Genomic DNA, 23,251 nt, shown 5'->3' with positions numbered 1-23,251 from the left:
TAACCGCAATACTCATCGAGTGATAAGGTATTTTGTACTACCTTAAACCACAGAAAATTAATGTCTAGCTATATTATTGGTTCACCTGATAAAATAATACAGGCCAATGATGACCCAAATTATTTTGATAATATTTTTAAAAAAAATCCTCAGGATCTTCATGAGATACTTATAAGAGAAATTATTTGTAATTCTTTTATCGAATTGCTCGAAATTATGCATATTTATTATATTGTGCGGCAACAAACAGGCCGTGATTATATGTTCATTGAATTGCCAAAACACACAGATAATTTTAGAAGTTTATTGGTTTTCAATGATGAATTAGTGGTTAATGGCAAGCCATTTAGTAAGACATATCAAGAAGGCGATGCGATTCCGGTTAATAATGAGATAGGGATAATTCGTATTCTTAACAATGAAAAAGAAGAATCTTGGAGTAATAGATTAAAATCATTTATATATCCGTTTGGAGCCGGTGTAATTATGGGAGTGAGTATTGTTGCAAGTGAGACATTGCTTATTCCGGCTCTTGGAGGTGTAGCTAGCGGCTTAATATTGATCGAAAACAATAGTCTTATTCATTGTATGGAAAGAGATCAAATACCGCATAATGATTTCTATTTTGAGAGACCTCAGTATTGTATTACAGAACCTAAAAATAATGGTATTAGAATATTTAAAGATAAAAATCGTTTTTAAATTGCAGGTATATTATTCTTTTAAGAGTGACTCGGCACGTCGTTTAATCGCTCGTAGCATTAAAATTCGTGTTAAGCCGCTGCCCAGTCGAATCAAACGCCAATAAAATTGGATTTTGCGTAAAGTTTTTTTATCAGGTGCACTAATACGTGTTTCGGTTTGCACTATGGTGTAATCGTTATCTTCAAGAGCTATAAAATTGCACGCCACTTTACCAAAACCTGGTGTGTTACAAGCGCTAAAAGACTGGGTGTCAGTAATAGGTAAATTTTCTTCAGATAATAATTTCCAAAATTTGCTAACAAAGCCGTAGACTATTTCGACGTCAGTTTTAATTAGAAGGCGTGCAAAACCTCCGTGTTGATCATCGAGTAAATGTAATGCGGGAATATCTTTAGTATGCTTGCCGGCTGAAAGTCGATGGCTAAATAATTTACTAGGTAATTCTCTAAGCCACAGTAATAAAAATACCAATCGGGATATTTCACTAATAGTGAATTGTTCAATGGCTTTAAGTACATCTGTAGGGGCAGCATGTACGCGTATTGAATGGATTTCATTAAATTCAAACTTTGGCATAATTTTGTTAAGTTCCATAATTCCACCTACCTTAATTGCTAATACAACAGAATTTTCAGAACATACAGAAATTACCATAATGCATGTAAAATTGCAATAGCCGACGATTCTAAGCTTGTTAATTACTGAAAAATGAAAAGGTATTAAGGAGGTGAATTGTTAATGATTTTTAAACGGGCAATTTTTGTGTTCACAGGTCGGGCAGAGACCAAGGCGTGCCATAATTGCGGCAATGGCGATAAAAATCCAAAAGAGTAATAGCCAAAATTTATGCGGCCATAAGCCATATTGTGGAGTTATGACGAAGACTAAAATTGCAATCAGGGTGCCAAATAGTTCAAAACGTGAATAAGGTTTTATTACAGTTGGCGGCATTGTTTTAGTAATAGATCCCAAGATTACATGAGGACAATTTAAACGAACAGGACATTTGCGACAAAACAGCCAGGCTACCGGTAACAGCCAGAAGGCAGAAATTGCGATGCAAGTTATACCCAGCCATAGAGAATGTTGCAGAGAAAAAATAATACCAATAGTTAAAGCAGTATAAATTAGAATAACACTGGTAATACCAAAAAAGTTACGTCGAAATTGATTAGGTTTTTGTTGAAGACACATATCTATACTCGATTATTTAAAGATGAACATGGTCTCTATTTGTTTCATGATTGTAGAACGTAAAGAGTCAAAATTCATTTCAGCAATTGATAAATAAAGCATAATGTTATGCAATAAGGCGCTGTAGAGATTGCGCGTCATAATTGTGGCAGTATGTTGCGTTAGGTTTTGCGGGTGGTAATATTTTATGAGTAAAGTAATTTGTGATAAAAATATAGCATCAATATTTTCAATCATTTGAAATAGCGGTAATCCATTTACAAGAGCGGTAATGGTAAAATCTCGCCAAATACTTTTATTAAAAAAAGAAAAACTTGTGAGATAAATAGCGATGGCTTGCTTAAGAGCTTTATGAAATTGTTTAGGTGGATTATTGGCGAGTGTTACTAAATCATTATTATATTCGTTAGAGCGCGATGCGATAATATTTATTAAAAGGTCAGCTTTTGATGTTGCGTAATTATAAAGTGTACCTACAGCAACATCAGAAGAATCAGCAATCATCTCCATAGTAGTATTGTTATAGCCATGCTTAGCAAAAAGATGATGAGCGGCTTGTGCAATGCGCCGGCGGCGAGTTTGCTTTTTTTCAGGTCGCATGATTAGAAATCATATATGAATAACATTCAAAAATGAATATTATTCATAAATATTTTAAAAAAAGGAGACCAAATACGATCGTAGTAGTAATATTTATCAATTAAGCTTAATATCTGATAAGTTTATAAGGTGAATTAATAATGAATATTTTACAGAAGATATTGATTATTTTGGCTTTTACTTTACAGAAAAACGAGGCAAAACCGCATCAATGTTGGCAGCAAGAAATTGCCATAATAATGTTTTACAATTGTTGATTGAGCATGGAGCAGATGTGAATGATAGAATTTATTGTGATAAACCGACGGGCTATTGGTGCGGATTAACAGCTTTGCATGCGGCGGTATTTTGCAAAGATGTTCAAGGCGCACATTTATTAATTACGCATGGGGCTAAATAATTTTGTAAAATTTACTAAAATTTTAAAGTTACATTATTTTAAATACACGAAAACTTGCCGGAGCTAGCTTAAGATTTATTTCAGTATGTTGCTCAATAGTATTTCCAGTCAGCGTGCTGCAAGAAATTAAGTCGGTGGCTACAGCATCTTTATGGTCAATAACTAATTGAATATCGCAGTTATATTTAAGAAACGATTCAACTATTACAGTATTATTATCATATAAAAACAGCGCAATATTGTTTGGGCCTTTTAAACGCACGGACAAATTTTTAGCAAAAATTCGACGAATTTCATTTAGTACCGCAGTTGGTATATGATAGAGGTCACCAAAATCATCAGGTATCGTTAATATATAGAGATTACCTTTAGCATATTCTGTTTTAATTAAGAGAGGATAATTTTTCTGTTCGCTAATAGCTACAGCTAATTGGGTAAAATCATTAGTGCCAAATTCGATTTGTGGTATAGTAATGGCTTTTACCGCTTGGTGATATTCGCCAAAAGAGCATTCATACATCGGAAATGCAAACAACTGTGTAGAGGCTTTGAGATTGGTAAATTTAATTGTACCAAAATCAGTAATGCCTTTATTTTGTAGGGATGCAAGTAAACCTGAAGTAATAACAATATCATTACCATCAATTAAATGCTGTTTTATCCGTTCGATAATTTGAGAATCGAAGGCGGCGCTTTCAGTTAATAAAACTAGTTTTGCGCCTAATGGAAAAGTTGGTTGTGGCTCAAGTGGAAAACCCAACATACCTAAAAAGCCATGGAGATAATTTTCGCCGTTAGAGTTGTAGGGTTTGTAACAAGGTATACCTTGTGGGTTGCCAAGTGCACCAATAAATGAATCGGCAGTATCTAAAGCGAAACCGGCGACAGGTAAAAATACGCGATGACGTGTTAATAACAACCCCAAAGAAAATAGAGTAACTTCTTTCGCTTTAGCAAATACGGTTAAATAACATTGTTCAGCATAGGAGCCGAGATTGTACATGCAGTCAAACGCATCAAACCAGCAACCATTATTGTGACCAGGCTTTACGTTTTCAAGATAGCGAGGCAAAAAATAGCTTAAATAACGGGGTAAATTTTGTTGGGTAAATTTGGGGTCCCGTGTTTCTGTACCTGTATAGAGTTTATCGAAAATTTTTGCAGCATCACCAAGATTGTAACCAGTGATTTGATAATATTCATACCAGTTTGGAAATTTAATAATTACGCTAACGTTAGGATTAACGTGTTTGGCGGTTGCCATGATAATGTCTTGATATGTTTGTTTTAGCATATCGCAACGGAATTCTTGCCAACTTCTATTACCTTTGGCGCTAATACAGTTTTCACATCTACAATTGGTAAAGAAAAAATCATCGAAAATGAATTCATCAAACAGTTCGGCAGTAAAAGCGACGATTTGTTTTAAATCATTTAGATGTGTTTGGTTAGTATAGCAAAAAGGTTTAAATTCCCAATTTGCGCTGATGTCAGGAGTAATTCCGCCCGAAACCGCAATATTTCGTTGATTAAATAGCTCTTTAAGTCGAAGAATTTTATCGCGTTCAACCCAATGTCGACCACGATAGGTTTCGATGTACACTTTATTGATGCTTAAATGTTTTTCAATAAAAGCGAGTTCATCTTCAAATGGGGTAAGTTGTGAATATATGCTTTCAACATCGTTTATTGTGCAATAAAATGCAGTTTTAAAGTTTTTATAATTCACGATTAATCCATTAGTTAGTTGTTGTTAAATATTTACTATGTTTTTTAACATGCTTAGTTATAGATTGTCTCTGTAGATAATAACACCTATATTATTATTATATATTATTGGAGTATGGTTTTTGGTAACTTTTCGCAAACTTGAAGCTAACCTTGCCAAACTTGGCCAAGATTTGACTCGTGTGCGGCGATTTTGGTTTTTAGCTAAAAGCAGTATTTTTGTAATTACGAGTCTTAGCGCGGCTATAGTATTTGCTGAATTAGGTTGGGTTCGTCCAGCATTTTATATTTTCATTGCTGGTGTGGTTTTCTCTGTTTTCCTTTATTTCTGGAATATTTTAGTGCGTTTGGGCAGAAGTAGTAGCGAAGCTGTTTTTGCTGCTAGTGCTGCTTTGGCGGAGCAATTGGCTCCTGAATTAGGTAGTGCGCCGAGTTCAGCTTTAGATTTTTCAAGACGTTTAGCCACTAGTGATGATTCTTCATTCTCACACGATCTCGCCAAATTACATCTTGAAAGGACTGATGAAGCTCTAAATAAAATTGATCTACATGCTCGTTGGCGTGTGTATGATAAAAATAGTCGTTTTCGACGTTGGGCCATATTAACTATTTGTTGTGCTATTGGAGTATTAATAATTGTTTTTTTTGCTCAGGGGCGGCAGCGATTACTCAATATTGTTGTAGATGCCAATATTACCCAGATAGTCGATGCGCCTTTAGCTGCTGATATTAGAATCACTTATCATTATCCAGCCTACACTGGATTACAAGAACATACAATTGAAGGTGGGGATGGTAGCATTTCTGCAGTTATTGGAACCGAAGTTGAGCTGTCAGCCAATACTGATGAACCGGTAAGAAAAGCCACACTCAAAATCGATACTAGCGCAGATGTAGCAAAGCTGTCGGTACCCATGACAGTCAATGGTCGTCAAATTGGAGCACGTTTTTTAGTGCAACAGAACGCACATTATAACTTTGCTCTTGATGCTATAAATGGTGAGAAATTAGAAGAACGTCAAGCACATACTATTAATGCAATTATCGATGTACCACCTATAGTTAAAATGATCGCACCGGTTGATGATATTGAATTACGCGATAATCAAAATATTAGCGTGATTTATGAAGCTAAAGACGATTTTGGAGTAACCAATATAGATCTTATTGTTGAGCTACCTTTCGATAATGAACCAAAGCATATTTCATTAGTGAATAACATTGAGAATACCCTAAAAAGTGAAGGAATTTATACGTGGCGAGTAGCTGATTTAGAGTTGGCGCCAGGAAGCGAAGCACGTTTTTATCTTGAAGCGAAAGATAATAATGCCATTGCGGGGTCACAAAGAGCAGTTTCTGCCACACGTAAACTGATATTATTCTCTGCACGAAAGCATCACGATGATTTATTACAACGGCAACAGCATATACTTGATATAATGGTGGATTGGCTTGCGGCTGAATTAGTAACCGCAAATCTTGAATCAATAGATGAAAAGAAAAATGTAAATGTGCCAGAGCAAGAAAAATTACTTGAAAATATCAAACGATTAACTACAGAGTTGAATTCATTGATACCGCTATTGCGTGAAGATAAGCTAGCAAATGATGGTGTAGCTTTAGCTTATGCAAATATTCGTTCACATGTACAAAAAACAGAACGTGAGCGAACTCAACTTTTACATCGGCTGAAAAATCCAAGTGCAACAAAATTTTTATATAAAGCCTTAGCACGAGAAGTTGCACGTAGTATTAAAGAACTTGAAAAAGACATAATTTATCTTGATGATTTGCTTGCTATCGAACGTATTGATCAACTTAAAAGTGGTGCAAAAGATTTATTAGCCTCACAGCGTCATTTACAAAAGTTACTTAGTCAATATAAGCAAACAAAAGATCCACAATTACGTGCAGAACTTACCTCGCGCATGCAGCAGCTTAAAAAACAAATGATCCAATTGCTATCAAAAATGGCTGCTATTAAACAGCAGCTACCAGGTGAGTATCGCAATCTCGAATCAGCCGCACAATTAGAAGTTGGTGATGAATTAAAGCGTATTGAGCAAGCTTTAGAACAAGGTGATTTTGACAATGCTGCGCGTGAGCTTGAGCAACTTGCTAGCATGATTGAAAATATGAGTGATCATCTCGATAATGCTGAAAAGATGTACGGTGATGAACGCTATAGCAAAGTACGGCAACAACTTGCAGCTTTTGCATCGCAGTTTGAAGAACTTGCTACTGAACAGCAAAATTTAGCGCAGCGTTCAGAGATGCTAGCTAAGCAATTTAGAGACAAAACATTAGAGCGAGTGGGTAGTAAAGTGGATGAATTTGTACGAAAGACTCGTGCTATTACTGCACAAGCTTTGCTGCAACTAGATCAAGTACAACCTTCACTATTAAAAATATTTGGTATCGCTCGTTCATTACAGTTCAGCCGTGATCGTTTGTTAGATCTTGATGCATTACTAGCACAAAAAGATTTTGCAACGGCTCTGCAAATGAGTGCTGCAGCGCTTAGTTATGAAGCGGAATTACAAAAAGCCCTTTCAACGAGAATTAGACGTTATGGCAATAATGCATCTGAAATAAAGCGTGCTAATAATGCTGCTAATCGCGCAGAAAAGCTTACAAGTGAAGTGGCAAACTTATTAGATAAATTATTTCCTGATGTAGAGCAGGTATTAGATAAGAAACAGATAGAACGCATGCGCAATATGAGTCGCAAGCAAACAGAACTAGAAAATAAAGCAACCAAGCTAGCCGAGCAGATGCAAGAACTTTCAGGTCAAGTACCATTATTTGGTGGTGAACCACGAACTAGCTTAGATAATGCGCGTGATGAAATGTCGCAAGCACATCGTGATCTTGATAAAGGTGAGCTTCCCGGTGGGGCACAACATGGTCGTCAAGCTGCAAACGAGCTACAAAAACTTCGTCAAGCTCTTAAAGAAGCGACAAAATCTGGACAAGGTGGGTTACCATTACCATTAAATATGGCGGGGCAATTCTCAAATAGCAGCCAAGGACAAGATCAAGCTAATGGTAAACATAGTAACGAAGATGTGCATATTCCAGATGCTGACTCCAATCGAGCAAATCCAATATTTCGTCAAGAATTATTAGAAGCCGCTAAACAAAAAGCGCCTCAGCATTACGAAGATGCGGTTAGGCATTATTACCAAGAGTTGATTAAATGATGTGGGTAAGGCAGATACAGAAGGGTCGACAAAAAAATAGCATTAGCAATACTGGTGTATGTAGAAATAAAAGATGTTTTAATATTTTAATTATAATTATATTGCTTACTTTTAGCTTAAGTAACGCTTTAGCAAAAACAATCGCAGCAAAAGTTAACAAGGCCGAAGCATTGTTGGACGCTTGGCAACTTGAAGATGCACAACAAGAGGCAGCAAATATTTTAGCAAAATATCCTCAGCATCCAAAAGCTTTAAGATTAGCAGCGTTAGTACAGCATGCTCGCGGAGAACATATGGCGGCGTTGTCATTATTGCAAGCTGCTGCAGACCAATCAATAGATGATATTTACCCTTTAATAAAAGCTTCTGCAACATATGCTGCAGCATTTCAAACAATTGAAACTGACCATTTTAAAATTAAATATCTTAACAAAGACGAAATTATGGCATACTACGCTGCTCCAGTATTAGAAGCTGCGTATCAGGGCATAGGTAAAGCGCTTCAGTTTTTTCCTGCCGAGCGTAATCAAAAGATTGTGGTTGAGATTTACCCGGATGCCCGAGCACTAGCTGATGCTACTGGTCTTACTATTCGAGAGATAGCTACTTCAGGAACGATCGCGATATGCAAATTTCATCGTATAATGGTTACCTCAGCATTAGCTACAGCAGATGGCTACGATTGGGCTGATACTATTGCGCATGAATTTGTGCATTTAGTTATATCGAAAAAATCTCATAATACTATACCTATTTGGCTACATGAGGGTATCGCTAAATATTTTGAATCTGGTTGGCGTGGTAAATTAGGAGAAGATCTTAGTCCATACAGTGAAAAACTATTAGCCGATGCTGTGCGTAAAAATAAATTTATTTCTTTTCAACAGATGTATCCATCAATGGCAAAATTACCTTCGCAAGAATCGGTAGCGTTAGCTTTTGCCGAAGTGTTTACAACTATTGAATATATGGTACATAAACGAGGTACAGCAGCTATTGCCAAGATTTTATCGTTTGCAGCTAATGGATCCAAATTAGAGACGGTATTAAGACGAGTTTTTGGTGTTGGATTATCTGGTATTGAAACTGCATGGAAAAAATATTTAATGCGTAGACCTTTTCGTGAAATTGCAGGTAGCAAACCACACTTGATTCGATTAGCCACTGACGAAAAACAAGCAACAGAAACAAAACCACTTGAAGAAATAAAAGAACAAGAAGTGCATGATTTGGCGCGCTTGGGAGAGTTACTAATATTACGTGGACATACAAAAGCAGCATTAACTGAATACGAAAAAGCTTATGCAAAAAGTGGTGTTACTTATGCTACTTTAGTATATCGCTTAGCGCGAATTTATTTAGATAATAATCGTGAACAAAAAGCACTTAAATTGCTAAACAAAGCGATCACTATACATGGCAATGAGGTAGATTTACGTCTTCTTGCGGGCAGAGCACGATTAGCGAGCAAAGATTATGCTGCGGCTTACCAAGATTTTGATGCGGTACGTTTGCAAAATCCATTTATTCCTGAACTACATAAATCGCTGCAAGAAATTTATATTGCCAAAGGCGATGAAATTGATGCTAAACGTGAAGCTCGATTTTATGAATTAAGTATCAAGCCACGACCAATTCGTGTTTATAAATTGCCCACTCGCGCTAATGGCACGGCAGAGCTGAATATTATCACCGTGCCATTTAATGACGTAAAGGTTGATGGAATTACCTACGCAGCGCCGCAATGGTCGATCCCTGTAACCGAGGGTGAGCATAATATCGAAATGGTATTAGCCAACGGCAAGTCTGTAGCTCAGAGAATCAAATTTACTGCTGGTGAAAAGCGAACTGTGATTTTGCAATAGAAGTAAATTAATTACAAATAGTTAAATATTATTAAGGTGTTGCCTCATTAATGCTATCTTATGAGTTAGATAATTGTAAGAAGTTAGCATATATGTTAAGTTAAGTATTTGAGATCTAGCTAATGCTGCTTACTTTTAATACCAATGGTATGTTGCCGCCTGGTGATTATGCCATGACCATTGAAGAATTACGTTCATCAATATTAGTTATTAGAAGTTATGATTGTGATGATTCTTCATGGGATTATGATTGGCGATTGCATCTGGTTGAACAGTTGGATGTGTTGTGTGGTAATTTATGGGATGTTGGCATTACAGATATATTCGTAGATGGTTCTTTTGCTACCACTAAATCCCATCCAGGTGATGTTGACGGGTATTTTCTTTGTGAGTTTGATTTATTTCTTAGTCAGCAATTACCACGCTTAATTGCAATAGATGAAGCATGGGATCTTAATCGACGGATACCAGATATGCATGGAAAGTTTAAACCTCTGATGTGGCATCGCTACCATGTAGAGCTTTATCCCCAATTTCATCCGCCTTTTGAGTGTCTCACAACTGCTGCATTAGGTTCTTCAGGCACACCAGTTTTATTTCCTGAATTTTTTCGTCATACTCGTTCTGGTGAAGCTCGTGGAATTATTCGCATAATTAAGGAGTAAAAGCCATGATGATTCGCAGTGACAGTGATTTAAATGAGAGCCAAGAAAGATTAGCCGATCTTAAAAGGCAAATACAAAAAATTCGTAAAGAGCTTGCAGCACGTGGCCTAGATGAAAAAGCAATTAGTATTGCCACTGCTCCACAGGAATCAATGGCCGATGATATTGCATGGGAGGTAAATTTATATAACGCATTAAAGTTAGGTGATATCGCGGCTATACCTGACTATACACCAGCAGAGCGTGGCAAGGCTTTAATTGGACTACGTATCATTAAGGGATGGACACAACGACAATTAGCAGAGGCATTAGGAGTATCTGAAGCCGTAGTGTCTCGTGATGAACGTAATGAATACCATGGCATTTCAATGGAAAAGTACGGAAAAATTCTCAAAGCATTGGGTTTTGAAGAACATCCACGTTTTGAGGTTGTTACATCAGAACAGACACAAGCTTTGGTAATACCTTTTCCAAGAATGATTGAAGCTGCGGCTTCATTTATAGCGCCACCATCTCTCAACTTATCATTAACAAAAAAAGGTTGATCTAATGCTTGATCAAGATTGGCTTAAAGCATTTGCCGCATTCGGTAGTATTCAGCACCCCAATCTCTGGCTGCCAATGGGTGCATGCGTCTTTATTAGTTATGAAGAAATAGTTTGGTGTGTTACTGCAGCTCATATATTGAATGACGCAAAAGATAAGTCAGTTGGTTGTCTTGTTGAGGTCAGTGGACAACAGACAATATTAAACCTTACGGAGATTCAAAGTAAGACACCAAATATAAGATGGATTATTGATCAGGCTAGTGATTTGGCAGCTTGTCCTATGCCGTTACCAAATGGAATAAATATTCGTTCAGTTGGATTTGATCGCTGCCTTGAGCAAAAAGACCTTCTTCCATCAATGCCTTGTTTGACTGCGGGGCAACCATATGGATTGCCAGGTGTCGATAGAACTAAACCTACACCCTTAATTCTTGACGGTGTTATTGCAGGTATTGACGCTGAAAATGGCCGTGTGTTTGTAAGTGTGCCTACGTTTCCTGGCAATAGTGGTGGTCCGATTATTGCTTATCGTATGCCTTGGAGCACTGGTGGTGGAATGAATGTGGGTAGACAGATAGTTTTTCTCGCTGGTGTAATAACGAGAACTATTCTTTTAAAAAATGAACAAGATGATAAAAATCACCGAAGTGATAAAAATTTTATGCCACCTTTACATTTAGGTATGGGGGCAACCGTAGATAATATCAAGAAACTGCTCACAAGTGATAACGCTTTACAAATACTTCAGACAATTAAGGCTATGATAACGATTACGAAATAGTATTATTAAAGATAACGTCTTGTAGAGCTGTTCATCAAAAGTTAAAAATACTACAAGTTAAGTGGTAGTTATTATAATTTTTTATAGTATCGTAAAATCTACAGTACTAAAGTTCTACTAATAAATTAATAAACTTGGATAATTTCTGGCCCTAGGCCACAACATATCGGTAGAATTATAGCGTGCCTCCACGTTTTGAAAGTCGTCCAATTCTTAGCCGTCGTGCCTATACCGCGACTTTACGCGGTACTATGGCGCTTGGTTGGGAAACCCAACTTAGTTTTAGCGCCCACTTATTTTGCATTATTGCTGCCAATGTTATCGCTCGAAATGTTGCTAACAAAGAAGTCTTGGATACTGTTGGCCCCGCTTCATTGGGTTCGTTATATGTCGTTGTAGCGATTCTTTCTGGTGGGTTATTAGCCGCTTTTGGTTGGTTGTCTCGTAGCCATAATGCTCGTCAAGTTGCAGTAGTAACGCATATTGCGGTTGGCTTAGCCATGATTAGCGCAGCATTAATACCCCCAACTTGGCATGAAGCTTCACTGGTTAAATATGTATTAATGGAAATTAGTGCAGCCGCAACATTATTAGTGTTTGGTCGCTTATTGGGTAATCATTTTGGTCCCCGTGAAGCTCGCAAAATCGCCCCACGTATTGGCGCTGGCGGCATTATAGGCGGTCTGGTTGGTGGTGGCATTTTAAGTCTTGGTGCACACCTTGTAGGCAGTCGTTGGTTGTTTTTAATCGCAGCTATGGCTGTTGTGACTCCGGTTGCCTGGTTAATTCGTATTCAACCAGAAGAACGTCTTGATATCCCGTTACCTAGTCGACGTATGCGTGATGAATCTACAAGCTTAGCTTCATATGGTCGTGCTTTAGCCATTGTGACATTTTTGATGGTAGCAACTACCACTTTAATTGATTACGTTTTTCGTTTTAGCGCTAAACGTTACTATGATGCTGATGAACTAACTCAATTTTTCGGTAACGTGGTGCTGTTATCAGGTATTGTAGCAATTGTTTTTCAGTTGACGGTTCTAGATCGTTTACTTGATCGGCTTGGTGTTTTTGCCACCGCTGCAGTTATGCCAGCAGCTATTGCAGTTGCAGGTGCCCTTTTTGGCGCCGCACCTTTTGTAGCGACCCTTGCTATTTTGAAGTTAATTGATTCTGGCACTAATATGACCGTGCAACAGTCAACGGGGAGTTTAATGTTAGCGCCTTTAGGCCCAAGTGCACGCTCGGTCTGGCAAAGTCGTATTGATGGTTTAGCTAAGCGTAGTGGGCAAGTGGCGATTGGCTTATTTTTGGCGTTTTTTCCGTGGGCGCCAAATCGCTTATTACCTTTGACGATGGCGTTTTGTGCTTTTTGGTTGATTAGTATTGCGGTAACCCGCTTACGTTATATTCGCATGTTAACGCAAATGGTGCGTGGGGGTGAAGAATATGTTCCTACCATTCAAGCACATGATGGTGAGACTATTCGCCTTCTAGAAAATGAATTGACAGAAGCATCACCAACGCGTGCTGCAGTAATTCTTGATTTGCTGGCTGATAGTGGTCATCGTGCCCAGCAAAGCTCATTACAAAGAATTACCAAAAGTGGCGAGCTTGATAGTGGTTTAATTGTATTAGAACATTTGGTGCGTTTACGTGATTTAAAATCGATTGCTACTTTTGTTAGTCATCCGCAACCAGAGGTTGCAGTACGAGCATTGGTGGCAACCGCAGAAATAGATGTGCATGCGGCACAAAAGTTAGCGCGCATAGTATTGTCAGATCGTTCTCGATTGGCTCCAGTGCGAGCAACAGCAGCAGCTTTACTAGGTGATACTGAAGCAAACGCATTAAAGCTGGCTTATCAATTAGCTACTGATAAAGATCCCCTGACTCGTGAAGCTTTGGCGCTTGGACTTAGCGCGGCACCAACTGGTGGCTCAGATACCATTGGTAAAATAATCGTACGCCTTGCTGGTGATTATGATGAACAAGTGGCCATCCGTGCACTTGAAGCCCTACCGCGTCATGCTACTGATGAAGCTATTGAGATTGCCCTGCGAGCCCTTGAACGACCACGAGTACGTGTTGCGGCTATGCGTGCTTTATCTGGAGTAGGGGCGATCGCCGCCGAACGTGTTGCTCAAGAACTAGCAGCACGTATGAAAGAAACGCGCATTGCGATTGCCCTTGTTTTTGTTGCCGGTCGTTTGGCTAGCCCCATTGCCGTCGGAGCTTTGATGGAGACTTTATGGTCACCCCATGCAGAGCTGCGTCTTGCTGGCGCGATTGCGCTCTCTTCACTTAAGCGGCGCCGTGCTGGTGTGGTAATTCCGCTATCTACAATTGCCGCGCGTTATAAGCCTGAAATTGAGTTTTATGCACGTATGCGTGATGGTTGCCGAGCAAAATTAACTAATTCGCGTGCAAGTCATTTGTTACTGCAACTATTTAAGCAGCGGGCTCAGGCTAGCCTTGAATGCCTGTTTCGTATGTTAGCACTGCGTTATCCTGAAGATGCATTGCGTGGATCTTTATTGGCGTTAAGTAGCAGCGATAAGCGACAACGCCAAATTGCGCTTGAATTGTTAGATACATTAATCGAACCAGAGTTACGTCAAGCTCTTGGTGCGGCGGTTAGCGAAACCGCCAGACAAAAGCGGGCGCGTGATGTAGTGGCTGTTGTAACTTATGCTGCAGTAAATGGTGATTCATTTTTAGCGACTCTTGCGCGTCGTACTTTGGTTGATCTTAAAGCACCAGTGCCACCGCACTCTGATAATATAAAGGAGTCTGCGATGAGTGATGATCTCATACGTGATATTTTAGCTTTGCAAGAAGTTAATATTTTTAGTCAGTCTTCAGCAGAAGATTTAGCTGAGCTAAATAATTTATTAGTAGATACTAAGGTTAAAAAGGGTACGGTGCTGTTTGTAGAAGGCGAAACTGGCAATGACTTATATTTAATTCGCATTGGTCGTATTGCCATGAATCGTAAAGGTTCATTGATCGAAACTTTAGGACCCGGGGATGCTCTAGGAGTAATTTCTATTCTTGATCAAAAACCGCGTGAATTAACCGCTACCGCAGTAACGGATTGTGAATTACGTGTGTTATCAGGTGAAAATTTTATGCAGTTATTGTCAGAGCGCCCGTTATTTATGCATAGTCTCTTTCGCGTATTGTCAGAGTCAATTAGAGGTCAATTAGATCGTATAGCTTTGGGCAAGCGTACAGATGCGAGCTATTCGACGTAAGTTAAAAACAAAAAAAATACGAATTGAAAAATTAAATGTTACGCAATGAAACACTCGTATTATCATTATTGGGCTGAGCTAATTGCAGAGAGTTGCCAATTTCAGCGCTACCACCACAGATAGTTTTCACAACCCCATTTTTATAAGTAGCTTCATTTTTTGCTATTGCAGATTCAAATTGTTTCGCAGCTGATGAAGAACAAGAAAATTTAGCAGGTGCATCGTCCTCAACCTCTGTACCAGATGACCCACCATGTGGTTTGGGATCAGGTATGCCATTATTGGGTCGAGATGCCGTTAAGCGTGAAATATGAGAAGTAGAATTAGCAGACATATAATATCCTCTTAATGTGTGTTTGCTAAAAACGGATATTTTACTACAGCTTGTTGTTATATTTGGCTAAATAGGTTGAGATCAACATAATTATCGAAATGATCAAGTAAAATTACACCCGCGAGGGCCGTCGTTGACGGCGGTGTTTGCCATTCATGACTAGATCATCAAGAATGCGAATAATTTTTTGCATGATCTCATCACCATGGCGTGTTTCAGAGATAGCGACTGCTACATAAAGATTATCACCATGGCGAATAAGGGCGCTGTCAGAATGCCAGACTTTCCAAGTGCCACTCTTGCGAGCAACAAATTGAATATTTTGACGATCAGCTAAACCACGTACAAATTTATGATGATGTTTGGGGGGACCCATTAGTGAAAGCATGCGGTCACTCCAAACTTTAGAAACCAGTTTTTCTTGGTTAAGCATCGTATAAAATCGTGCGGCTTGGCGGGCGGTGGCGCCATGAATGAGCCCATTTTTAGGGTCACGATAAGTTTCACTGCTATGCGCATATTTCCGCCCAATCCATAAGCCACCGTGTTCATTATCATACAAACAATAACGGGGATCTCGCAGTACTGATTCAATACTACCAAGACTGACTTGTTCGACGCCCCAACTTGCATCAGCATTACTTGACGCAGTAATCATCGAGAAAAAACGGCGGGAATGTTCGTCAGTCCAATCTAAACGGCCATCATCAGCAGCTTGCGCATTAGCTAACAGAATTGCAATCTTGGGCAGACTAGCTGCATACATCATATCGTCATCATTAATACCGGCATAATAAATACGCTTGGAAGAAGTAAGATCAACCAACGCTATACTCAAGCGATGCTTTTTTAAATATTTATCAAGATGAGTTTTATTAATCGCGTTTTCAAGATTGCGCTGCAGTGAACGCGACTTTTTATTCAGAGTTATTTTACTTTGGCATTGTTCTGGTGCTTGATTTGGTGTCTGTGAGTCAGAGTTAATTTTTGTATTTGCTTGAATTTCAAGACTAGCAACTGGCGCCATAGATACTTCGGCGCTTGTAGCTTTAGAATTGCTGCTAGACGGAGGTGATCCTAAAGCCACCAAAATCAGCAAAGCATAAGACATATATATAGTTTTAGCAGCTTAAACATAGGTTTCGCCACTATTCTTAAAAAAAAATAACCAAAAAATTAATATTTGTTAAGGCTGCAAATTTGTTCATCTAAATATTAGTTTTACTTATTTGGTAATTTAAAAGTTCATTTATTCTTGTAGTATTGTTTAAAATATACTGAAATTGGTGTCTGGCACTATGTAACTATATGAATATAAAGGGGAAAAAACAAGAGCTCGACGTTAAGCGTCGATACATGTTATGCAGTTAAAAACATTTTTTCAAAAAGACTCATGGAAAATAGTGCTCGACACATACAAAAGTATACATGCAGGCTTGATCCCGATCGTATTAAGCAAGCATGTGCTTTTTTGCTTAGTGGTAAAGCTAGCTATCGTGCATTAGTCTATTTAAGCCGAACAACTGCTGCAGATATCCCAGTGCTATTTGAATTTACGCGCTCACCCAATAGTAAAGAGCGCTGGGCTCGATTGTGGATTGTGTCTCGTTTTTTAGCTCGTCTTTCGCGTGACCCTAATGCACGAGAACAAATTACAGAGAGCTTTCGCCAAGATGTATCAGCTTTATATTTGGTTTCGCAATTTACTAAACAGAAAAACCGTGCTCTTGAACGTATGTTTCAACGCCTTCATGATGAATTATTAGCAATAGCTTTTACAACATTATCAAGAGACCGTACTAACCAACGACGTGTTCATTTTTTAGTAAAAATAATTGCTGCTATTGAAACGACAAAAGCAAATCTACAAGACGCTATTGAAAAGACGCTTGGAGAAAAAGCGGTTGACGACATTCTACCATTATTGATTCTCGTAGAGCCAAAACCAGAACGCGAGAGTGCTTCGACAAAACAAATAGGTCAACGCCTGGGAGAGCGTTTACGTGCGCTGCCGCAAGTTCGGAGGTCGCCATGAAAAATATCTCCTCACCTGGTAATCAATCGCCAAATTTAGGAGCACTAAGCAATGGCGATAATACTGTTGATGCTGACGAAACTTTTCAAGATGACTTAATTGGAGCGAAGTTAAAGCAGCAAGAAGCGGCAAAGCGTCGTAATGCCCAAGAGCGAGCTAATGCAGATAGTCGTCGACGCTTAGCGCAATGGCAAAAAGTTATGGCGACTAGTACGTTTACTAATGAAGGCGATCAACAAGAGCGCCAACGCATCAACAAAAACAAGCAAACAAGTTTTGAAAGTCAAGCCCTAGAAACAGCATCAAATAGCGCTTCTATGATGGGTGAGGCCACTATTGAACAACATGAAACAAAAGTGGTCGAATTAATGGAAGAACTTAATGCGGTGCTTGAACAAATCAATCATCTCGAAATGCTCGGTGCAAGCCAAGAGGTGTTAGATGAAATTGGGCAAAATTCTCAAACTAGTGAAACTGCATTAAAGCAGACCGCCAAATTATTAGAACTGAGTCAACAAATCTCTGCTATTGAAAATGCCGTGAAAGATATTTTGATGGCGATGTTAATTGGTGGATTAGGTTTTCGTCTTTACAATGATCCAAGGATCACCTTTAAACGCTTATTAACGCGCATTTCACATTGGCCAAATAATATTCCACCGCAACGACATCCACAGAGCCAAGAAGAATTTGATGCTTTTATTGCATGGGTATTTTCACCGATAGCAATTCAAGAAGATATTGAATTGCCTTGGTAGATAAAAGAGACAGACTGCATCGAGCAAGAGGAATTAGTGCATAGGCTTACATATTTTGTTTTAATATAAGGTTATGAATATAACCAGCTAAGCGTTCGTGTTCATCGGCAGAGCTACGCCGCAATTCATTAGACATAACGGTGATTATATAAACCAGAGGTTTGGCTGCTTTTACCGCAGTGACTGGTTTTGAGTCATTTTTTTTCGAAGTATTATTAGTATCTTTGGTATCAGTTTTTATTGTTGCAGATTTTTCCTGAACATTATCTGTACTTTCAGGTGCGGTTTCAACTTCGACTAAAGCGTTAAGTACATTAATGACATTGCCTTGATAGGCTTGGCAGACAAAATCAGGCTCGGGTTTACACCGGTAAAAGCTTCCGCTTTTAAAAAATACTGCATGGTTTTTAAGTATATGGTTTTTAGAATAACGTATGCGTCTACGAGTTAAATAGAGCATACGTTTAAGTTCAAGACTTGAATACTTATCCACCATACGACCTTGTTCAACAGCAACCATCCATTGCAGTAGAGCTAAAGGGGTTAATGAAGTTCGTCCAGGTTTGACGTATTTACTTGCCCCCTTAGTAAAAAAGAGACGCAGTTGAAAATTTTCTGGATCAATACCAGCATTAATTAGAGGTTTCTCAATCACTTCATATGCAGCAGCAGTTAAGGTATCGCGATCAAAGCGAGCCCATAGATCTGCATTATAGGCTGAAGGAGGATAATCTTTTTTAAGCAAATGCATTAACGTAACTTCACGCCACACCATTGAAGCTGATGCATTTGAGCTTGGTGAAAGCATATGGTCTAACCACTCCCACAAAGTGAAAGTATCACCGCGCAACACGCGTCGAATTGATACTTTATCGCCATTGATTACCGGAACTTCGTGGCTGTTCGGCATTGCCCAATCATCTGCAGCAACGCTAACTTCGCGTAATAATTTTTCGCGTGCGCCAATGTCGTCACCAAAACGGTCCTTTAATTCTTGCATTAAAGCAGCACCGATAAGAATTTTAGCCACACTGCCAGGCGTTTGTGCTTTCTCTTCATTTACCGCGGCATATCGTGGTGTTTGGGGATCGGTGATATCAAGCAGAGCAACGTGATAATTTCGGAAATCTGATTTTCGTAAAATAGCCACAAGTCCTTTTTGTAGCTTTGTGTCTTTAGGGGTAGCGCTATTTAGATGAAAGTTAGCGGCATCAAGCATTTTTAGATTGATTTTATCACATGGCCATTGTGCTCCGGGGGGTGTTTTACGACCACGGCGTTTGCCTGTATCAACATCGTGTTGCCATTTTAATCGACGTATTTGTGTACGTTCGAATTGATCAGTTGGATATGCATGAGCCAGTATCGGTAAAAACATAGCTAAAGTAGTAATGAATACCCCGAAGAATTTCATGGCAGCGCCTCATTGAGAGCAATCGGAATAGAAGCAATACGACGGTCAGCATCGAGCTTAACTAAAAGCGGAATGGTACTAGGTATCTTTGAAATTTTTAAAGGTCGAATTTGCATTAGATATGCTTGATGATGCCAGATACCAAATTCAATATCCCAGGGCACATTATGATCACTTTTAGGCATTTTAGTTTTAACTTCATTAACCAGATTGCGTAATTCAAAGATATCGTCGTTATCAAGTAAAGGATCTATGCCTAACGCAGCCGCCATAACAACGCCTTGTGCCGGAGGTTTTGGTATTATTTTGCGTGTAGCTGAGCGTGCCGAAGATAAAAAGCGTGTTGTGCCATTAGCTCGTAGAACTATAGTTTCAGGTAAACCGCCATCAACGACGCCGGCAACACCTTCAGCGGCACTAATTGTTATAGCGGTATTATCTAAGGTTTCAAGATCAGTAGTAACTACTACTCCTGAAATTTGACTTGAAACCGTACGATGCAAAATTACCGAAGGATAAACATGCTCGGGATTTACAAGCAGTTCTTGGCGCCAGCGAAATGAACGTTCACTATAAGGAGAAGCCCACACTTCACGAATAGCTTTATAAATTTCTCGTATTGACACACGGTTGAAAACCGTAAGGTTTAAGCCTGCACCAGTGAAGTTTTTTAAATCTTCTACGTTAGTGTCAGAACGAATAAAAACACCAAATGTACCCGGTTTGCCTAAACGAAGTAGGGCTTGGCGTATTTGTAATTCAAAGCCGGGCGCAAATGGTTCACTGAGAATATATTGACGAAATTTTGCTAAGGCATTTAAAATTTCTGTCTGCGCATTATTATTTGGTGAATTTTTATTTTGTAAATATTTTACATAAGCGGTCTTTAATTTTGCCAATGCCGATAATTCTCCAGCTTTTGTAAGATCGACGTGTTTTACAAAAGCGCCAAAAGGAATTATTGCGGCGTCAGAGACACGATTTGGAAACAGTCGTTTAAGCCGCCCTAATTCAGCAGCCTTGGGTCCAACTATCACGCCAGCATCATTTTCAGTTATTTCATCTAGGCTAAATATTTTTGTGGTAGTTAAGTCGAGCCGAGTTGCATCAATAGTTAACGCCATTTTATTGTTGGCTAAATCTTTTGATTGATTGATATCACCAAATAGTTTTTTGGTGGTTGCATCAAAAGCAGTCAGTGGGCCAAGTATTACTTTTCGACCCGGCGAGACACCAATCAGTATTTCTTGATTAGCAAATGGCTCAAGAGCATTAGCAACATCACTACCAATTGTCGCTAAAGGAATGCCGAGATTACGGGCTAATAATGCTACATGTGAAAGGCTGCCCGGTGAGCTAATCGTAAGAATTCCTGCAACTCGCGGCAGCTCAGGCGGTAAATCATATAAGAGGGCAATGTTATTACGTTTTAAAAAATGAATATCATTTGGTGTATGTGCTAGTTGCAAAGGTCCGATCGCTAAACCGGGATTTTCACCGAGTAAGGATTTGGCATCAACCTTAATACCTACGAGTTGATGACCACCACCAAGCAGCCGTTCAGCATCAGCAGCAAGACGATCGTATAGCGTTGCCAAGGGCAACATCAGACCGCTGCGTAGCATATCATCGATAACCATACTACTTTTAGGCTCAATTGCTTTATAGCGCGCCATGGGAATACCAAGTTCAAAATCTAAACGAGCGCGTGCCCAACTAAGTACTCGTCCTAATTGGCGAATATTTTGAGCGTAAGCTAAACCGTCACCTGTAGAAGCGGCAGCTAGGTAATTCAGTGCCGTATTAAGTTCACGCAATGAAAGATATCCTGCTAACTGAGCAGAATTGATAAGCTTAGTAAAAAAATTAAGAGCTTGCTGACGGGTTAATGGTTTTTGGTGAAGATCGGCTGCAATACCTACCCATAACTCTTCAATGATACCAATTGCATGTAGACGTAATAAATTTCTTTCAGCGTATTTATTATCGTTTGCTGGATGTAAATCAGTACCAGCAATTTTTATCAACGCCGCACCTTTATCAAGCAAAACCCAAGGGTCAATATTTGCGTGGTTAATCGGGGCAAGGTTGCTAGTATCATTGTTTTTATTGGTGATATTGATTCCAGATGCTTTTGCTACATTGAGTAGATCGTCGATAGCTTTACGAACTTTCTTTATTGCCAACCACCCTCTAACTGCATGCAACCGCTGATAGCGTATTGCTGGGTCATAGTAACGCTGCATAGCCTCAGCTAATTCCCGAGCTTGTTTACCCAATTCATCGTTGTGTTTTTGTGCATAAGCTTCAACTTGCAAAATATCGCTAGGCTCTGGCAGTGAATGGATTTTAAAACGCAAATTTGCAAAGCTAGCATCAGCGTCGCCAATATTTGCAGCTAACGTGCGAATATTATTTGATAAGTCTTCTGCGCCACGTCCATAAGGCAAGACGCGTGATAATTGTATTAAAATAGCCCGCGCATCACTGAGCATTTTACGCTGACCTGCTAGTCCAATCAGTAATTCTCTTGCAGCATCAGCTTCATTTTCATCTTGACGAAAGCCCCGATAAGTTTTCGCGCGCGCAAGCACCCAGCCATCTAGTGAGCGTTCAAGATATTTTTCAATGACCAAAGCGCGGGCGCGATAAAAATTATCTGGGATTATATCTTCAATTGTAAGAGCCCTAAGAATGGTGCCACCAAAGATACCGTATTTAAAAAGACGATTGGCTTGAGGTGAAAAGATGGCATACATAACACCACCTTCATGTTCAGCACATCCATTAAGTTTTGGTGGTTGTTGTGTACCATCATTACAAAACCAAGTGATGCCACTGTATGGTCCACGTTTTGCGGTAATAAATTGATCAATTAGCTGTTTTGCCGATTGTATTTCGGCTTCATTCATTAGGTTAGCTAAATCGGGGCTAGCAACACTAGCTAACAAAAGCGCAAAAATAGCATGCATAGTTAGTTAGCCTACCAGCGATAAGAGAAAAATCCCAAGAGATTCACAAAAAAGCATAAATTTGTAGAGATGCGATGATGCAGGAGCGCCTTTAGGGCTTAAGGCTGCATCAGTTTTGTCAGATGTAATTAAAGAAGAAATAACAGGCGGTGAGTAAAAAACGCCCAAGTATACGAATTTAAAGGTTTTTTGGCAACGTCTCAGAAGAGCGAAAACGAAGTTTCAAGGGCTTATGGGCCAGGGTCTTGCTATGTTTCGCATGGTTTCGCATTGTCTCAGTGTAGCAATGTAGCAAACGTAGCAAACGTAGCAAAAAAAAGGGTCATCGGAATCAATGGGGTCGGTGTCATGTGAGTTAAAGAGTGAGTCGTTAGGTAAGCTAGTTAAAGTGCTTGGCGAAGTGTTGGTAGCTATAGAGGCGGGCGAGGTTGAGAAGGCAAAAAGCCTAATAAAGGCGTTGATGGTCGGAATTACTTTAATGTGATGGTTGACTATGATATCAAAGGTGATATCATAAATTATGGCCAGCATCGAGACGCTTGTAGCAGCAATGCGACGCAATCCGGCGGGCGTGCGCTTCGCTGACCTTGCTAAGGTTTGCGAACAGTATTTAGCAAACCACGCCAGGTTGGTTCGCATCGTGTGTACAAAACGCCTTGGCCTTGCTGACCCACGCGTGAACATCAAAACGATCGGGGTAAGGCTAAGGCATATCAGGTGCGGCAAGTTTTGCGGGCCATAGAGAAGTTAGAGGAGAGTCGTGATGCTAGCAAGTGATCATTATACATATCG

19 protein-coding genes and 1 pseudogene are annotated in these 23,251 nt (G+C 39.3%); 12 read left to right on the top strand and 8 right to left on the bottom strand.

Features of this window, described 5'->3' with window-relative positions:
• Positions 1 to 60 precede the first annotated feature (60 nt).
• Positions 61 to 702, top strand: coding sequence for a hypothetical protein (locus JW841_00600; GenBank protein MBN1959417.1), 642 nt, complete (start codon positions 61 to 63; stop codon positions 700 to 702).
• A gap of 12 nt (positions 703 to 714) precedes the next feature.
• On the opposite strand, the gene JW841_00595 is transcribed toward JW841_00600, so the two are convergent.
• From JW841_00595 to JW841_00585, 3 genes are all read right to left on the bottom strand, one after another.
• Complete coding sequence (locus tag JW841_00595; protein MBN1959416.1) at positions 715 to 1,359, bottom strand: hypothetical protein; 645 nt, start codon at positions 1,357 to 1,359, stop codon at positions 715 to 717.
• 81 nt (positions 1,360 to 1,440) lie between these two features.
• Positions 1,441 to 1,899: a hypothetical protein gene (locus JW841_00590; GenBank protein MBN1959415.1), complete on the bottom strand. Its 459-nt coding sequence runs from the start codon at positions 1,897 to 1,899 to the stop codon at positions 1,441 to 1,443.
• A gap of 12 nt (positions 1,900 to 1,911) precedes the next feature.
• Positions 1,912 to 2,499 (bottom strand): TetR/AcrR family transcriptional regulator, encoded by a 588-nt coding sequence (locus JW841_00585; GenBank protein ID MBN1959414.1) that lies wholly within the window; start codon positions 2,497 to 2,499, stop codon positions 1,912 to 1,914.
• A 211-nt stretch (positions 2,500 to 2,710) separates the two neighbouring features.
• On the opposite strand from JW841_00585, the gene JW841_00580 reads away from it, so the two are divergent.
• Positions 2,711 to 2,899: an ankyrin repeat domain-containing protein gene (locus JW841_00580; GenBank protein MBN1959413.1), complete on the top strand. Its 189-nt coding sequence runs from the start codon at positions 2,711 to 2,713 to the stop codon at positions 2,897 to 2,899.
• A 28-nt stretch (positions 2,900 to 2,927) separates the two neighbouring features.
• On the opposite strand, the gene JW841_00575 is transcribed toward JW841_00580, so the two are convergent.
• Entirely contained in the window at positions 2,928 to 4,628 is a 1,701-nt protein-coding gene (locus JW841_00575) for a permease (GenBank protein MBN1959412.1), read from the bottom strand.
• Between the two features lie 121 nt (positions 4,629 to 4,749).
• Here JW841_00575 and JW841_00570 point away from each other — a divergent pair, with 121 nt between their 5' ends.
• The 6 genes from JW841_00570 (at position 4,750) to JW841_00545 (ending at position 14,946) form a co-directional block, all read left to right on the top strand.
• Complete coding sequence (locus JW841_00570; GenBank protein MBN1959411.1) at positions 4,750 to 7,830, top strand: DUF4175 family protein; 3,081 nt, start codon at positions 4,750 to 4,752, stop codon at positions 7,828 to 7,830.
• Positions 7,827 to 9,695: a hypothetical protein gene (locus tag JW841_00565; protein ID MBN1959410.1), complete on the top strand. Its 1,869-nt coding sequence runs from the start codon at positions 7,827 to 7,829 to the stop codon at positions 9,693 to 9,695. Before JW841_00570 ends, JW841_00565 begins: the two co-directional genes overlap by 4 nt.
• A 122-nt stretch (positions 9,696 to 9,817) precedes the next feature.
• The gene (locus tag JW841_00560; GenBank protein MBN1959409.1) at positions 9,818 to 10,360 is read left to right on the top strand and encodes a hypothetical protein; all 543 of its coding nucleotides are present in this window, start codon (positions 9,818 to 9,820) and stop codon (positions 10,358 to 10,360) included.
• A gap of 5 nt (positions 10,361 to 10,365) precedes the next feature.
• Positions 10,366 to 10,905, top strand: coding sequence for a helix-turn-helix domain-containing protein (locus tag JW841_00555; GenBank protein MBN1959408.1), 540 nt, complete (start codon positions 10,366 to 10,368; stop codon positions 10,903 to 10,905).
• A gap of 4 nt (positions 10,906 to 10,909) precedes the next feature.
• Positions 10,910 to 11,689 (top strand): hypothetical protein, encoded by a 780-nt coding sequence (locus JW841_00550; GenBank protein MBN1959407.1) that lies wholly within the window; start codon positions 10,910 to 10,912, stop codon positions 11,687 to 11,689.
• A 182-nt stretch (positions 11,690 to 11,871) separates the two neighbouring features.
• Complete coding sequence (locus JW841_00545; GenBank protein ID MBN1959406.1) at positions 11,872 to 14,946, top strand: cyclic nucleotide-binding domain-containing protein; 3,075 nt, start codon at positions 11,872 to 11,874, stop codon at positions 14,944 to 14,946.
• Positions 14,947 to 14,977: 31 nt separating this feature from the next.
• Here the strand turns inward: JW841_00545 and JW841_00540 are convergent, their stop codons facing one another.
• Both JW841_00540 and JW841_00535 read right to left on the bottom strand, forming a co-directional pair.
• Positions 14,978 to 15,280: a hypothetical protein gene (locus tag JW841_00540; GenBank protein MBN1959405.1), complete on the bottom strand. Its 303-nt coding sequence runs from the start codon at positions 15,278 to 15,280 to the stop codon at positions 14,978 to 14,980.
• A 112-nt stretch (positions 15,281 to 15,392) separates the two neighbouring features.
• Positions 15,393 to 16,391, bottom strand: coding sequence for a serine hydrolase (locus JW841_00535; protein ID MBN1959404.1), 999 nt, complete (start codon positions 16,389 to 16,391; stop codon positions 15,393 to 15,395).
• A 282-nt stretch (positions 16,392 to 16,673) separates the two neighbouring features.
• Here JW841_00535 and JW841_00530 point away from each other — a divergent pair, with 282 nt between their 5' ends.
• Positions 16,674 to 17,315, top strand: a complete 642-nt coding sequence (locus JW841_00530) for a hypothetical protein (protein MBN1959403.1) — start codon at positions 16,674 to 16,676, stop codon at positions 17,313 to 17,315.
• Positions 17,312 to 18,073, top strand: a complete 762-nt coding sequence (locus JW841_00525; GenBank protein ID MBN1959402.1) for a hypothetical protein — start codon at positions 17,312 to 17,314, stop codon at positions 18,071 to 18,073. Before JW841_00530 ends, JW841_00525 begins: the two co-directional genes overlap by 4 nt.
• Before the next feature lie 46 nt (positions 18,074 to 18,119).
• On the opposite strand, the gene JW841_00520 is transcribed toward JW841_00525, so the two are convergent.
• Entirely contained in the window at positions 18,120 to 19,487 is a 1,368-nt protein-coding gene (locus tag JW841_00520) for a serine hydrolase (protein ID MBN1959401.1), read from the bottom strand.
• The gene (locus JW841_00515) at positions 19,484 to 22,459 is read right to left on the bottom strand and encodes a hypothetical protein (protein MBN1959400.1); all 2,976 of its coding nucleotides are present in this window, start codon (positions 22,457 to 22,459) and stop codon (positions 19,484 to 19,486) included. Before JW841_00515 ends, JW841_00520 begins: the two co-directional genes overlap by 4 nt.
• A 343-nt stretch (positions 22,460 to 22,802) precedes the next feature.
• On the opposite strand from JW841_00515, the gene JW841_00510 reads away from it, so the two are divergent.
• Both JW841_00510 and JW841_00505 read left to right on the top strand, forming a co-directional pair.
• Positions 22,803 to 22,943, top strand: coding sequence for a hypothetical protein (locus tag JW841_00510; GenBank protein MBN1959399.1), 141 nt, complete (start codon positions 22,803 to 22,805; stop codon positions 22,941 to 22,943).
• Positions 22,944 to 23,056: 113 nt separating this feature from the next.
• Positions 23,057 to 23,236: pseudogene (locus tag JW841_00505) on the top strand (hypothetical protein).
• Positions 23,237 to 23,251: the final 15 nt, after the last annotated feature.

The organism is Deltaproteobacteria bacterium (assembly GCA_016931625.1).
Classification (GTDB): Bacteria; Myxococcota; XYA12-FULL-58-9; order XYA12-FULL-58-9; family JAFGEK01; genus JAFGEK01.
This window is presented reverse-complemented; position numbering and strand designations above follow the sequence as displayed.

Excerpts from the sequence above, each read along its gene's own strand:
- JW841_00585 (MBN1959414.1), bottom strand. The coding sequence starts at position 2,499 with ATGCGACCTGAAAAAAAGCAAACTCGCCGCCGGCGCATTGCACAAGCC.
- JW841_00565 (MBN1959410.1), top strand. The coding sequence starts at position 7,827 with ATGATGTGGGTAAGGCAGATACAGAAGGGTCGACAAAAAAATAGCATT.
- JW841_00530 (MBN1959403.1), top strand. The coding sequence starts at position 16,674 with ATGGAAAATAGTGCTCGACACATACAAAAGTATACATGCAGGCTTGAT.
- JW841_00590 (MBN1959415.1), bottom strand. The coding sequence starts at position 1,899 with ATGTGTCTTCAACAAAAACCTAATCAATTTCGACGTAACTTTTTTGGT.
- JW841_00535 (MBN1959404.1), bottom strand. The coding sequence starts at position 16,391 with ATGTCTTATGCTTTGCTGATTTTGGTGGCTTTAGGATCACCTCCGTCT.
- JW841_00600 (MBN1959417.1), top strand. The coding sequence starts at position 61 with ATGTCTAGCTATATTATTGGTTCACCTGATAAAATAATACAGGCCAAT.
- JW841_00560 (MBN1959409.1), top strand. The coding sequence starts at position 9,818 with ATGCTGCTTACTTTTAATACCAATGGTATGTTGCCGCCTGGTGATTAT.
- JW841_00520 (MBN1959401.1), bottom strand. The coding sequence starts at position 19,487 with ATGAAATTCTTCGGGGTATTCATTACTACTTTAGCTATGTTTTTACCG.
- JW841_00525 (MBN1959402.1), top strand. The coding sequence starts at position 17,312 with ATGAAAAATATCTCCTCACCTGGTAATCAATCGCCAAATTTAGGAGCA.
- JW841_00580 (MBN1959413.1), top strand. The coding sequence starts at position 2,711 with ATGTTGGCAGCAAGAAATTGCCATAATAATGTTTTACAATTGTTGATT.
- JW841_00540 (MBN1959405.1), bottom strand. The coding sequence starts at position 15,280 with ATGTCTGCTAATTCTACTTCTCATATTTCACGCTTAACGGCATCTCGA.
- JW841_00595 (MBN1959416.1), bottom strand. The coding sequence starts at position 1,359 with ATGGTAATTTCTGTATGTTCTGAAAATTCTGTTGTATTAGCAATTAAG.
- JW841_00550 (MBN1959407.1), top strand. The coding sequence starts at position 10,910 with ATGCTTGATCAAGATTGGCTTAAAGCATTTGCCGCATTCGGTAGTATT.
- JW841_00555 (MBN1959408.1), top strand. The coding sequence starts at position 10,366 with ATGATGATTCGCAGTGACAGTGATTTAAATGAGAGCCAAGAAAGATTA.
- JW841_00515 (MBN1959400.1), bottom strand. The coding sequence starts at position 22,459 with ATGCATGCTATTTTTGCGCTTTTGTTAGCTAGTGTTGCTAGCCCCGAT.